We start from the raw sequence: 13,492 nt of genomic DNA on the forward strand, positions 1-13,492 counted from the left end.
GCGTGGCGATGCCCATCGAACCGCCCTCGCAGGGGTCTTCCGGCCCCGGCTTCCGTCGGGAAGCCGAACCGCTGCGCGGACCCCGCCGCGGGCGCGCGCGCACCTCGCGTCGCGGCGGGGGCGGCACGCGCACGTTCACCACGACGCTGCGCGCCCTCGACGCGGTCGCCGCGTCGGGCGCGCAGGTCTCTGTGCGCATCACCGACCTCGACCGCGGCACCACCGTGCTCGCCGGCGACGACCATGTCACGCAGCCGGTCGCCGGCCTCGGCGTCGTGCCGCTGCTGATCGAGGTCGCGGCGCAGTTCGAGGGCGGAACCCTCGACCCCCTCGAGCTGTTCGACCGGGCGGGCCTTGCCGGCATCGAGGGGGCGGGGCTCTGGCAGCACCTGAAGGTGCCGACCCTGCCGCTTGTCGACATGGCGGTGCTCGCCGCCGCCGCGGGTGACGGCCTTGCGGCGAACGGGCTGCTCGAGCGGGTGGGTCTGCCCGCCGTGCGGGCGCGCATCGACGCACTCGGGCTCACGCGCACCGCACTCCTCGACCGGTTCCGCGACCACCGGGGGCCCGACGACGCCCCGCACTTCGCCCTGAGCTCGGCGCGCGACCTCGCGGAGATCTTCGCAGCTCTCGCCAACAGCCAGGCCGTGTCCCCCGCGGTCAGCGCGCAGGTGGCGGAGTGGCTCACCCTCAACCACGATCTGTCCCTCGTCGCCTCGGCCACGGGGCTCGACCCGTTCGCGCACGAGAGCGATGACCACGGACTGCTCTTCCTCAACAAGACCGGCCGCGACCGCGGCATCCGTGTCGAGGCCGGCGTGATCGCCGGACCCCGCGCCGGTGTCTCCTACGCCCTCATCGTGTGCTTCGACGACCTGTCGGTCATGCACCGCAGCCGTGCGCACGAGGCGTTCCGCACTCTCGGGGTGGAGCTGATGGAGTACGTGTACTGAGCCCGGTCGGTCACCCCTGCGGCGAGGACGCCTTCACGAGCGCCTCGATCTCGTCCGCGAGGTCGGCGACCGGGCGCCGGGCGTCGAGCTCGAGCGTCGCCGACCGACGGAGGAGGGGCTCGACCTCGATCGTGTATCGGCGGATCTCCTCCTGCTGAGCGGGCGTCTTGCCGTACGGGTTGTTCGCGCGCCGCGTGACCCGGTCGAGGAGCACGTCGATCGGTGCGCTGAGCAGGACCACCTGGGCGAACCGGTCGCGGAACACGCCCTGATTCTCAGCGGTGCCCGAGACCACGACGTCCTCATGCGTGGCGAGGAGTCGCGTCATCCGCTCTTCTTCCCAGGGGCCGCCGTCGCCGTCGGTCCAGCCCTCGTAGTCCGTGTCGACGGTCAGGTGACCGCGCCGCGCGAGCTCGGCGAGAACGGTCGACTTGCCGGTTCCGGACATGCCGGTGATGAGGATGCGGGCCACGAGGCGCCTCAGTTGCTGTCGCCCGACTTCTCGGGCAGGTAGGGCTCGATCGCCGCGGCCAGCTTGGCCGGGGTCATCGACTGCAGCCAGACGTGGCCGGGGCCGTGCAGCTGCGCGAGGAAGAGCGAGTCGCCGAAGAACTTGTTCTTGATGCCCTTGATGCTGGCGAATTCCAGCGGCATCTCGGCGCGGTAGAGCGCCAGGTGGCCCGGGTGGATGAGGAGCGACTGCCCCGCCGGCAGGTCGTACTCGACGATCTCACCCGCGAGTTGCACCCATGCGGTGCCGTTGCCGGCGAGCTTCTGGAAGACGACGCCCGCGCCGCCGAAGATGCCCGCACCGAGCTTCTTCTGCAGACCCACCGAGACCTCCACGTCGGGCGTGCTGGCCATGTACGCGCCCGACTGCACCATGAACTGGTCCTGCGGATCGACGGCGATCTCGCGGATCGTGCCCGGCAGCTGCGCGGCGAACGCGACGAAGCTCCCCGGCGTCTGTGCGGTGTACTGGGTGAGAAAGAGCTGTCCGCCGCCGACGATGCGCTTCAGGCCGCTCATGAAGCCGCCCTTCCCGCCCGAACCGAAGGCCGTCGAGGTCTGGATGTCGAATCCCGGGGTGAGCCACGAGACGTCGCCGCCCTCGGCGATGATCCGCTCCCCGGGGTCGAGGGTCAGCTCGAGAACCGGCATGGTCGTTCCCGCGATCGTCGCCTTCATGCGCACAACATACCGACGTCGTTGCTCGGACGATACCCGCCGGGGTGGCCGTGAGACCTGCCAGGATGTCGGCATGGCCCTCGCCCCGTCATCCGCTGGTGTGTCACCGTCCTCCGGGGCGGCCGCGAGCGGCACGGGGTCGAGTCGTCCGCTGCGGAAGGTCTCACCGGCCCGCCAGGTCCTCACTCTCTTCGGCGACTACTGGTGGCGCAACGACGCCCCTTTGCCTTCCGCCGCGCTCGTCGGTGCGATGGGCGACCTCGGGATGAAGGAGCCTGCCGCGCGGGCGACCCTCGCGCGGCTCGTGCGGCTGGAGCTGCTCGAGCAACAGCGCGACGGACGACGCACGACCCACGGACTCACCTCGCGGGGTCGGGCCATCATCGAGGATGAGGCTGCGTGGCTCGAGAACTTCGGGGTCGCGCCGATCGTGTGGGACGGCGCGTGGAGCGTCGTCACCTTCTCGATCCCCGAATCGCAGCGGGCGCTTCGCCACACGGTGCGGTCGCGGCTGAAGTTCCTGGGGTTCGGTCCGCTTTACGACGGCGTCTGGATCTCTCCCTCGGATGTCGCCACGCTCGCCCGTCAGGAGCTGCTCGCTCTCGGGGTGCCGGATGTCACCACGATGCGTGCGCAGCTGGATGTCGCGGGGCCCGGGGGGCCGCAGCGGGCGTGGGATCTCTCCGGCGTCCTGGAGCGCTATGACGTGTTCCGTCGTGAGTTGAAGGCATCGGATGCGGCGCTCGTGGGGGCGGAGGCGCTCGCCGAGCGCACGGCGTTGATGATCCAGTGGCAGGCGTTCCGAGGCGTGGACGCAGGGCTTCCGGCCGCGCTCCTGCCGCCGGACTGGCCGCGGGAGGAGATCCGCAAAGGCTTCGGCCGCAGATTCGACGAGCTCGGCCCGGCCGCGGAGGAGCGCATGCGGGGGCACGTGTCGCGCGTCGACGAAGCGTTGGCCACCGGCGTCCTGGAGCGCCGGCTGTCTCGGTGACCTACTTATCGTAATTAGTTTCGATAGAGCAGGTCGCTCTTCTGGGTCAATGTCGGAACCCCCTGCGATGATTCTGGTAGGTCATCGAGACGGGGATTGCAGTGGATGCGGACGAGAAGCGGCGGCGGGCGGAGGATAAGCGCGCCGGGGTGTTCGCGGATGAGCTGGCGAAGCTGCGTCGTCGTCGGGCGGCGCTGGAGGCGAAGGAGACCCGTTTGCTGGCGGACGCGTATGCGTTGACGCTGGAGCAGCGGTCGCGGGTGGGGTCGGTGTCGTCGCGGGAGCGGGACTTGCCGTTGCGGTCGATGGCGCTGGAGCTGGGGATGGCGGTGCGGGTGAATGACCGGTCGATGCAGTCGCAGATGCATGACGCGCACGAGTTGATCGCGTTGTTCCCCCAGACGATGGAAGCCCTCGTGGAGGGGCGGGTCAGTCGTGCGCATGCGCAGGTGATCCAAGACGCCGGCCGGGTGATCGAGGATGCCGCCGACCGGGCCGCGTTCGAACGCATCGTGCTCGTTGAAGCGGAACGTCAGACGGTGCCGAGGACGAAGAAGTACGCCATCCAGCGCGCCGCGGTCCTGGACCCACGGCCCCTGCAGGAGCGGCATGACCGGGCGGTGCGGGAACGGCGGGTGTGGGTGACCGACCTGGATGATGCGATGTCGACGTTGACGATTCTCGGTACGAACGTCTATATCCACGGCGCCTACAACCGACTGACCGGGCAGGGCACCACGATCAAGGACGTCGACCGCGCGAAGCGGCGTGCGTACGCCGCCGCACAGGCCGAGGCGGGGAGGGCGGGCGGTAGCGGGGCCGGATTTGGACTCGGCGGCGACGCGGGCGACCGCGGCGGCGGCAGCAGCGGTAGCGGCAGCGGCAGCGGCGACAACGGTGCCGCAGATGGTGATGCCGAGCCGTGGTTCGATGACCGGATCCTGGATGAGATCCGCTGCGACCTCGCCCTGGACATGCTCCTGACCGGCTCCCCGGTGATCGACCCCACCGACCCCATCACCGGCGGGCTCGGCGCCATCCGGGCCGAAGTTCAGATCACACTCCCGATCACCACGCTGACAGGGGTTACCGGGTCGGGGGCGGAATTGAACGGGGTCACCCCGGTCGACCCCGAGACCGCAAGACGGATGGCCGGAACCGCGAGGGTGTGGGACCGGGTGATGACCGACCCCATCACGGGCGTGGTGACCGCGGTCGACAGGTACACCCCGCATCCATCCCAAACCCGGTTCCTCAACGCCAGAGACGTCACCTGCCGAACACCGGGATGTCGAAGGCCCGCGAAACTCTGCGACAAGGATCACTCGAGGGACTTCGCGTTGGGCGGACCAACGTCCAACGACAACCTCTGCAACGAATGCGTCAGACACCACACGCTCAAGCACGCGACGAACTGGCACGTCGAACAGCTCCCCGGCGGCATCCTGACCTTCACCAGTCCGGGTGGGAAGATCTACGACAGCCATCCACCCTCACGGGTCGCGTTCGTCCCCACCGACGACGGCCGACTCGCGGTCGCACCCTTCTGACCTGATTGCGCGTACGCTCGCTCAGCGGGGACGACGATGAAGCGAACCATGGGGGCCGTGTGCCTGACGGCGACGATCGTTGCGACAACGGCCGCGCTGACAGCAGGGATGGGTCACGTGCCGGTCGCCGCGGCCGTCGAGGACGGCCTTGCGATCTCGGTACCGGATGGGCTCGTGGTCGAGGATCTCGGGAAGCCCGGCCTCGCCGGCGACATCCTCATCGGGGGGTGTGCGGGCGGCACCAGTCTGGTCGATCTCTTCTACCTTGCGCTCGATCGCGGAGACGATCCCGGTCCGTCGCTGCAGGATGTCTTTCTGATCCCCGACGATGACGGCGTGACGCGCCTGCCCGTGCAGACGGTGTCCACGTGGTTCTCTTCGGCACCACGTCCGCCCGGCGGCGAGGTCGAGATCACGGTGGAATGCGACACCGCCGGTGACCGCACCTACGCCCTCGCCGCCATCGAGTCGATGGGGCTTCGCGTGGTCGTTCCTGCGGGCATGACGGTGGCCACGCTTCGCGCCGCCGACGCGCCGAGCGCGGTGACGATCGAGGGATGCACCGGCGGAGTCGTCTCCGCACAGTTCAGCTACGCCTATCCGCTCGCCCCGGGGGTGCCGGAGGTGTCGACGCCGATCGTCCTCGTGCCGCCCGTCGAGACGGTGGACAGCTCCGTCTCGATGCCCCTCGCGGCCGTCTCGGAGTGGCTGCGTCTGAACGTTCCCGAAGCACGGGAGGGGGAGCGGATCATCGTTGCCGCGCAGTGTGTGGGACGAGACCGAGCCGACGGGGTCATCCCGTCCGATCTCTCGGTCGTGCCCGAGATCCCCGACACCGAACCGCTGCCCGACGCCGAGCCGGTCCCCGGGGTCGCCCCCGTTCCCGGGAGCGCGACCGGCTCTCCTCAGCAGGGGCGCCCGCTCCCCGCCACCGGCTGAGGCGCGAGCCTCCGCCGAGACCGTGCCCCCGGGGCGGTGCGTGCCGCGCCCGGGCGGACCTCGGCATGCCCGAACATCGACTACAAACTTTCATTGACGCTCGTCACTGTGACTTCTACTATGACTCGCGTGCGACGATGACGCCGCATGTCAACGACGATGACGTCGAAAGGTTCGGGACCTATGACCTCTGCTCGAGCGCGCCTGTGGGCGTGTACGACCGCGACGGTGGCGCTCCTCGCCTCCGTCCTCACCCCGGTGGCGGCCTTCGCCGCACCACCAGACGCCGCCATTGAGGTGCTCTCCGGACGCGCCGACAGCGTCTCGGGCGGCGACGCCCTCATCGGCATCTCCGGTGTCACCGACGAGATGCGTGTCACCGCAGCCGGCGCGGATGTCACCGCGGCGTTCGCGCCGCTCGACGGCAGACTCGTCGGCGAGGTCACGGGCCTCCCGGTCGGCGTCAGCGAGATCACGGTGACCTCGGCGACGGGGGCCGAGGTTGCGAGCCTCGAGGTCGAGAACCACCCGGTCACCGGTCCGGTCTTCTCCGGCCCGCAGCATCCGATGTACTGCACCGCGTCGGGCGCGCCCTGGAATCTGGGTCCGGTCGACGAGGACTGCCACGTCGAGGAAGCGGTCGTGTCCTATCGCTACCGCACCACCGGCGGACACTTCGCGAACTACCCGACCGACGGCTCGACCCCGGCGGATGTCGCCACCACGACGACCATCGAGGGTGACACGGTTCCCTACGTCGTCCGCATCGAGCGAGGCACCATCAATCGCGCGGTGTACGAGACCGCGATGCTGCACCAGCCCATCGAGCCCGAACCCACCCCGTTCGCGAGCCCCGCGGGATGGAACGGGCGCCTCGCGTACACCTTCGGCGGCGCCTGCGGCGTCGGGTACTGGCAGGGGTCGTCCACCGGCGGCGTCGAGAACGACCTCCTCCTCAGCCGCGGGTACGCGGTGGCGTCGGCGACCTTCAACGTCTACGCCCAGAACTGCAACGACGTCACGAGCGCCGAGACCGCGATGATGGTCAAGGAGCACGTCGTCGAGCAGCTCGGCCCCGTGACGTACACGATCGGCTCGGGCGGATCGGCGGGGACCATGCAGCAGCTGCTCCTGTCGAACAACTACCCCGGCATCCTCGACGGCGTCCTGGGCGAGATCGGCTACCCCGACGAGCGCTCGACCACCATCGGCGGACACGACTGCCGCGGTCTGCTCGGCTACTGGAACTCGCCCGCCGGAGCCGGCTGGACCGACGCGCAGAAGCTCGCCGTCACCGGCCACGCCACCACGGGCACGTGCTTCGGCTTCACCTTCTTCGACGGTGTCGACGACCCCAACCGCGGCTGCAACCCCGCGATCCCGGTCGAGGACCGGTGGTCGCCGACCAACCCCGACGGCCTCCGGTGCACAATCGCCGACATGGTGAAGAACGTCTACGGCACCGACGAACAGGGCCGCGGCCTGCGCGTGGAGCCCGACAACGTCGGCATCCAGTACGGATTGAACGCCCTCGCGGACGGGGTGATCACCGCCGAGCAGTTCCTGTCGCTCAACGAGAACATCGGCGGCATCGACGTCGACGGCGCCCGCACGGCAGAGCGCTCCGAGGCGAGCGTCGAAGCGATCGAGCGGGCGTTCGCCACGGGCCGGGTCAACATGATGACCGGCGGACTGGAGACCATTCCGGTGATCGAGATCCGCAACTACACCGACCCGACGGGCGACTTTCACGAGCGGTACCGGTCCGCCATCATCCGTGAGCGGATGCTGCAGGCCTGGGGTGATGCCGACACCCACGTCAACTGGACCGGCCCCAACAACGGCCCGGCGACGGCGGGGATGCGTGCCGAAGCGCTGACCCAGCTCGAGGCGTGGCTCGACGCGATCGTCGAGGCGGGAGGGTCGGGGGATCGTGCCCGCACCGTCGCCGCACGGCCCGCGGGCCTGAGCGACGGGTGCTTCGATGCCCAGGGCGGCTTCATCTCCGAGGTGCTGGACTACGACGACCCCACCACCACGTGCAACACGCTGTATCCCTACCACTCGCAGCCGCGAGCGGAGGCGGGGATGCCGCTGTCGGCCGAGGTGCTGAAGTGCCAGCTCACCGAGCCGGTGCGGGGCGAGTACCCCGAGATGACCGATGACGAGTGGAACCGTCTCACGGCGCTGTTCGACACCGGTGTCTGCGACTACACCCAGCCGAGCCAGGACTTCACCGAGCTGGAGGGCACCTGGCTGGACTTCGGCGACACCGAGGTGGCAGCGCTCGACGGTGTGGGGATCACCGGCAGCGCGCGTCTGGGTGCCGAGCTCATCGCGACCGGCACCTCGTCGACCGCGGAGGCGACGCTGTCGTACCAGTGGTTCGCCGACGGGCAACCGATCGAGGGTGCGACCGGAGCGACCTACGTCGTCGAACCAGGCGTTGCCGGTGCGGCGATCACGGTGCGGGTGACGGCATCGGCGCCCGGTTTCGTCGACCGCAGCGTCGTGTCGGACCCCACCCTTCGAGTGCTGCAGGCCACGACGCCGACGATCGACGGCACGCCGGTGGTCGGAGAGCGGCTCACCGCGGTGCCGGGCGCCTGGACCGAGGGGGCGAAGCTGACCTACCAGTGGTACGTCGGCGACCGGGCGATCCGCGGACAGAACAAGCCGACGCTGAAGGTCAGCGCGGCCTATCTGAAGCAGCCCCTGAGCGTCGAGGTGACCGGCGCGCTCGACGGCTACGAGACGGTGACGCTGCGGTCGGAGCCGACGCTGAAGACGGCGCTCGCGACGGAGGGCTTCGTCATCGGCCTGCCGTGGGTGGGGACCAAGGTCACCGCGGTGGCCGGGGTTTGGACCCCCGGCACGTCGATCAGCTACCAGTGGCTCCGCGACGGGGAGCCGATCCCCGGTGCGACCGGCCGCCAGTACACGCTCACGAGGGATGACCGCGGCGCGAGCATCTCGGTCGCGGTCACCGGCACGCTGGAGGGGTACCCGACGGTCACCCTCGAATCGCGCAACGCGGTGCGACTGCGCTGACCGGAAAGCTCACCCCTCGACACACGTGACCCCGTGTGTCGAGGGGTGAGCACCACGCCGGCGCCGTGATTACGCTCGACCCATGTCCACGCCACCGTTCCGCGCCGACATCGTCGGCAGCTTCCTCCGTCCGCCCGCGCTCGCCGAGGCGCGCGCGCGTCACGCCGTCGGTGAGTTGGATGCCGAGGGGCTGCGGGTCGCCGAGGACACCGCGATCGCCGAACTCGTCGTGCAGCAGGCGGATGCGGGGCTGCAGCTCGCCACCGACGGGGAATTCCGTCGCTCGTGGTGGCACTTCGACTTCTTCGGCCTTCTCGACGGCGTCGAGATCGTCGAGCTCGATCACGGCATCCAGTTCCAGGGGGTGCAGACCCGGCCGCGGGGCATCGAGATCACCGGGCCGATCGGGTTCAGCCCGCAGCATCCGTTCCTCGACCACTATCGGTCGCTGGCGTCGCTTCTGGAGCGGACGACCGGCGCCGTGCCCAAGTTCTCCATCCCCGCGCCGACCGTGCTCGACTTCCGCCTCGAGCCGGGGCACATCGACGCGGGCACCTACGGCGGGCGTGACGACATCGTCGACGACCTCGTCACGGCCTATCGCGATGCTCTGCAGGCGTTCTACGACGCGGGCGCCCGGTATCTGCAGTTCGACGACACCGCCTGGGCCTACCTCTGTTCCGAGGAGGAGCTGGCCAAGGCGGCGAGCCGTGGCATCCGCACCGACGGCATCGCCGAGCGGTACGCCGATCTTCTGAACCGCATTCTCGAGGGGCGGCCCGACGACCTCACCGTCACCACGCACGTGTGCCGCGGCAACTTCCGGTCGACGTGGATCTCATCGGGCGGATACGAGCCGGTCGCCGAGCAGCTTCTGGGAGTGGTCGACTACGACGGCTATTTCCTGGAGTACGACAGCGAGCGCGCGGGCGGCTTCGAGCCGCTGCGGTTCCTGCCCGAGGGCGACAAGACGGTGGTGCTCGGGCTGATCACGACGAAGAGCGGTGCGCTGGAGGATCCGGATGCCGTGCGCCGCCGTATCGACGAAGCCGCGGCGTTCGCACCCCTCGGGCAGTTGGCGCTCAGCCCGCAGTGCGGTTTCGCCTCGACGGAGGAGGGGAACCTGCTCACCGAGGACGAGCAGTGGGCGAAGATCCGCGAGGTCGTCGCCGTCGCCGACGCCGTCTGGGGCTGATCGCCGGGTCAGGGCTTCTTGTAGGGCTCGCCGCGCATGGCGGCGGCGTCGATCTCCTCCTGGTTCTCCACGAACGGGGTGCCGTGCGTGTGGAAGGTGGGAACGGTCTTCGCCCCCCAGGCCTGACCCTTCGCCCGCTCCGCCTGGCTCCACTCCACGACCGGCCAGTCGGGGTCGAGGATGAGTCGCGCGCCGGCGTTGGCCAGCTCGATGCGATTGCCGCCCGGCTCCCACACGTAGATGAAGAACGTCTGGTTGATGGCGTGCTTGTACGGCCCGAACTCGATGTGCACGCCGTTCTCGAGGAAGATGTCGGCGGCCTTCAGGATGTCTTCGCGGGTGTCGGGCGCGAAGGCGAAGTGGTGGAACCGGCCCCTCTCGCCCGTCCAGTCGTCGGAGTACACCACGTCGTACGACTTCTGCTGGAACCGGAACCACCAGGCTCCGTAGCGGCCGTCGTCCAGGCGCACCCGCTCCGATTCGCGCGAACGCATGACGTCGCGCCAGAACTCGCCCGAGGCGTTGACATCGGAGGCGAGGTAGTTGATGTGATCCATCCGGCGGGCGTTGACCCCGCGACCGGGGAACGCCGAGGCCTGGTTCTTCAGCGCCGGCCGGTCCTCGTCATCCGAGATGTAGTGCTCGGTGTCGTAGTACAGCGCCATCAGATGACCGTCGGGATCCTCGAACTCGTACGATCGACCCACGCCCACCTCGGGCTCGCGCCAGCCGTGGCCGAGGCCGGTCGCCTCGACCGCGGCCACACGCCGCTCGAGCGCCTCGGGGCTGGTGGTGCGGAAGAGGGTGCGTCCGATGCCGTTGGTGTCGGACGCGGTGAGCTTCAGCGTGTACAGCTGATACTCGTCCCAGCACCGCAGGTAGACGGAGTCGCCGTGTTCGGCGACGACCCGCATCGCCAGCAGGTCGCGGAAGAAGTGCAGGCTCTCATCGAACTTCGGGGTGTACAGCTCGACGCCGCCGATGTGGGCGAGGTCGAAGTTCTCGCTGCTGGCCATGGTCGGTCCTCTCTGACGCGGGTGGGTCGGGGTTCAACGGCGCGGGCGCGGGAAAACGGTGCCGTCGAAGATCTTGCGGGCGGTGCGAAGGGATGCGGATGTGGCGTGCCAGACGCCCTGGTCGTCGGCAGCGACCCGCACCCGGGAGGTGAGGATGCCACTCGGATGCTCGACGTCGATCGCGAGACCGGCATCCGGCTCGCCCTCCGGAAGACGTGCGCCATCCGCGCCGACCGCTCCGGGAACGCAGACCGCGGCGGCGACCGACGCCGCCATCAGGACGCCGATCGACGAATGAACCCGGTGGGGGATGAAGGCACGCGTCGCCACGGCGCCGCCCGCGGCCGGGGGCGACACGAGGATCATCTTCGGGACGGTCTGATCCGCCACATCGCCGAGCCCCATCAGGGGACCGGCTTCGCGGCGCACCTCTTCGACGGCAGCACGCACCGCCGCGTCGGCTTCGAGCGCCTCGGGGGTGTCTCGCCCGGTGGCCCCGACGTCCTCGGGGCGAAGGAGAACGACCGGCATCCCGTTGTCGACGAGGGTGACGGTGCGGCCGGCGACGAGGTCGGTCACGTTCCCCGTGGGGAAGAGCGGACGGATGCCGCCCGACTCGAGCTCAATCGGAGCGGCCGTCCCGGGCACGCCGTCGATCGAGGCCTCGCCGTCGTAGCGGGGCATGCCGTTCTCGAGGGGGAAGGTCGCCGTCGCGACATCACCGGTGTTGACCAGCCGTATGCGAATGACGGCATGATCACCCTCGGCCTCGACGAGACCGCGTTCCACAGCGAACGGACCGACGCCGGCGAGCAGGTTGCCGCAGGTCTGAGTCGTCGCCACGGTGGCCTCCTCGACGCCGATCTGCAGGAAGAGGTAGTCGACGTCGATATCGGGCTCAGTCGACCGACGGACGATCGCAACCTTCGACGTCAGCGGATGAGCGCCGCCGAGTCCGTCGATCTGCCGGGCATCGGGGGTGCCCATGATCCGCAGCAGGAGGTCGTCGCGGGTCTCGGGGTCGGCCGGAACGTCATCAGCGACGAAGTACGCCCCCTTCGAGGTGCCGCCCCGCAGCAGCATGCACCGGACGCCGTCACTGCTGCCCACGTTGATATTCCTCCTGCGTCATGTACGTGACGCCGAGGTCGGCGAGGAGGGGGCGGAGCCCCTTGCGGTCAAGGCTCAGCTCCGTGCCCGCCGCATAGGCGTCGCGATCCGCGGCCTCCTTGGCCACGCGCGCATCGGCGGCGGCCAGCGCCGCGGCGGCGTCGGCACGCGGCACCACCACGACGCCATCATCGTCGGCGATAACCACGTCGCCGGGATGGACGACCGCACCTGCCACGACCACCGGCACGTTCACCGAGCCGGGCGTCGCCTTGACCGTGCCCTGCGCGTGCACGCCGTTCGACCAGACCGGGAAGCCCATGGCTCGCAGGTCGGCGATGTCGCGCACGCCGGTCGTGGTGACCAGCCCCCGCACGCCCCGGGCCTTGAGAGCCGTGGCGAACAGGTCGCCGAACGCGCCGTCGGAGGACGGCGAGGTCGTGGTCACGACGAGGAGATCACCGGCTCGGCACTGCTCGATCGCCGCATGGATCATGAGGTTGTCGCCCGGAGCCCCGACGACGGTGACGGCGCTGCCGGCCACGCGCGCAGCATCCTGAATCGGACGGATCCCCGGCCCGACGAGCCCGGTGCGTCCCATCGCCTCGTGCACCGTCGCCACCCCGTGGGCGGCCAGCGCATCGATCACGGCCGGGTCCGGCCGCGCGATGTCGGTGACGATGACGGGGCGGGCGGTCACGACAGGACGCTCGTCACCTGGGGGAGGTATCGCATGTACGCCTCGCCCATCGTGTCGTGGGGAAGCCCGAGGTTGGGCCCCGCATTGCGCTTGACCTGCACACCGCGGCGCACGGCGAGGTCGGCGTAGTACGACCACATATGCTTCTGCGCCGGAAGACATTCCATCGCCGCACGCTTGCGGGGGAAGGCGTCGGTGATGTCGAGCAGCACGTTGGGGGTGAAGTCGCACTGCTCGGGCTGATGCGGCTCGAAGAAGAACACCGGCGGCGCGCCGATGATCTGCTCCTTCGTCGGCACCGACCCGTCGCCGTTCGCGACGCCGATGGCCTGCGCGAGGATCCGCGCCTCCAGCGCCATCCGCGCCGCGGCCGGGTGGTCGCCGTTGTACGGGTCGTGCAGGGTGTGCGTGAGGACGACGGTGGGCTGCACTCGGCGGTAGAGGTCGACCAGCTCGGCGACCGCCTCACGCGATTCGACGAGGGGGTAGTCACCGAGGTCGAGGAACTCGATCTCGGCGCCGAGAGCGGATGCCGCGGCCTCGGCCTCGTCGCGCCTGATCGCCTTGATCTCCTCGAGGTCCTTGCCCTGCAGCCATTGGCTGGCGGACTCGCCGCGCTCGCCGTAGGAGAGGCAGGCCACCACGGCACGATCGCCGCGCATCGCGGCGGACGCGATCGCGCCTCCCGCGCGCCAAACGAAGTCGCCCGCGTGGGCGCTGACGACCAGCAGTGTGCCCTGAGCCTCTGACATGCCGTAAGGGAACCACACCCCTAGCGGAATGGTCAAGAAATTGTCTA

12 protein-coding genes are annotated in these 13,492 nt (G+C 69.7%); 6 read left to right on the forward strand and 6 right to left on the reverse strand.

What is annotated here, in order from left to right:
* Positions 1-8 precede the first annotated feature (8 nt).
* Positions 9-953, forward strand: a complete 945-nt coding sequence (locus tag FBY40_RS03635) for a serine hydrolase (protein WP_141939998.1) — start codon at positions 9-11, stop codon at positions 951-953.
* A 10-nt stretch (positions 954-963) separates the two neighbouring features.
* Here the strand turns inward: FBY40_RS03635 and FBY40_RS03640 are convergent, their stop codons facing one another.
* The gene (locus FBY40_RS03640; RefSeq protein WP_141936470.1) at positions 964-1,425 is read right to left on the reverse strand and encodes a shikimate kinase; all 462 of its coding nucleotides are present in this window, start codon (positions 1,423-1,425) and stop codon (positions 964-966) included.
* An 8-nt stretch (positions 1,426-1,433) separates the two neighbouring features.
* Positions 1,434-2,141: an AIM24 family protein gene (locus FBY40_RS03645; RefSeq protein ID WP_141936471.1), complete on the reverse strand. Its 708-nt coding sequence runs from the start codon at positions 2,139-2,141 to the stop codon at positions 1,434-1,436.
* 73 nt (positions 2,142-2,214) lie between these two features.
* Here FBY40_RS03645 and FBY40_RS03650 point away from each other — a divergent pair, with 73 nt between their 5' ends.
* The 5 genes from FBY40_RS03650 (at position 2,215) to FBY40_RS03670 (ending at position 9,867) form a co-directional block, all read left to right on the forward strand.
* A complete protein-coding gene (locus FBY40_RS03650) occupies positions 2,215-3,132 on the forward strand; it encodes a PaaX family transcriptional regulator (protein ID WP_160141339.1) in 918 nt (305 codons plus the stop codon).
* A 101-nt stretch (positions 3,133-3,233) separates the two neighbouring features.
* Complete coding sequence (locus tag FBY40_RS03655; protein ID WP_141936476.1) at positions 3,234-4,682, forward strand: HNH endonuclease signature motif containing protein; 1,449 nt, start codon at positions 3,234-3,236, stop codon at positions 4,680-4,682.
* Positions 4,683-4,718: 36 nt separating this feature from the next.
* A complete protein-coding gene (locus FBY40_RS03660) occupies positions 4,719-5,621 on the forward strand; it encodes a hypothetical protein (RefSeq protein ID WP_141936478.1) in 903 nt (300 codons plus the stop codon).
* 183 nt (positions 5,622-5,804) lie between these two features.
* Entirely contained in the window at positions 5,805-8,672 is a 2,868-nt protein-coding gene (locus tag FBY40_RS03665) for a DUF6351 family protein (RefSeq protein WP_141936479.1), read from the forward strand.
* A gap of 82 nt (positions 8,673-8,754) precedes the next feature.
* The gene (locus FBY40_RS03670) at positions 8,755-9,867 is read left to right on the forward strand and encodes a 5-methyltetrahydropteroyltriglutamate--homocysteine S-methyltransferase (RefSeq protein ID WP_141936481.1); all 1,113 of its coding nucleotides are present in this window, start codon (positions 8,755-8,757) and stop codon (positions 9,865-9,867) included.
* Positions 9,868-9,875: 8 nt separating this feature from the next.
* Here the strand turns inward: FBY40_RS03670 and FBY40_RS03675 are convergent, their stop codons facing one another.
* Genes FBY40_RS03675 through FBY40_RS03690 form a run of 4 tightly spaced genes read right to left on the reverse strand, consistent with a single transcriptional unit; the run spans position 9,876 to position 13,445 of the window.
* Positions 9,876-10,883 carry a VOC family protein gene (locus FBY40_RS03675; RefSeq protein WP_141936483.1) on the reverse strand — a complete coding sequence of 336 codons (1,008 nt, stop codon included), beginning with the start codon at positions 10,881-10,883 and terminating at the stop codon, positions 9,876-9,878.
* Positions 10,884-10,916: 33 nt separating this feature from the next.
* Positions 10,917-11,993 carry a PrpF domain-containing protein gene (locus tag FBY40_RS03680; protein ID WP_235014535.1) on the reverse strand — a complete coding sequence of 359 codons (1,077 nt, stop codon included), beginning with the start codon at positions 11,991-11,993 and terminating at the stop codon, positions 10,917-10,919.
* A complete protein-coding gene (locus FBY40_RS03685) occupies positions 11,980-12,693 on the reverse strand; it encodes a 4-carboxy-4-hydroxy-2-oxoadipate aldolase/oxaloacetate decarboxylase (RefSeq protein ID WP_200829914.1) in 714 nt (237 codons plus the stop codon). The genes FBY40_RS03680 and FBY40_RS03685 overlap by 14 nt, the downstream gene beginning before the upstream one ends.
* Positions 12,690-13,445, reverse strand: coding sequence for a PIG-L deacetylase family protein (locus tag FBY40_RS03690; RefSeq protein WP_160141340.1), 756 nt, complete (start codon positions 13,443-13,445; stop codon positions 12,690-12,692). The genes FBY40_RS03685 and FBY40_RS03690 overlap by 4 nt, the downstream gene beginning before the upstream one ends.
* Between the last annotated feature and the right edge of the window lie 47 nt (positions 13,446-13,492).

The sequence above is a fragment of the Microbacterium sp. SLBN-154 genome (genome assembly GCF_006715565.1).
GTDB lineage: Bacteria > Actinomycetota > Actinomycetes > Actinomycetales > Microbacteriaceae > Microbacterium.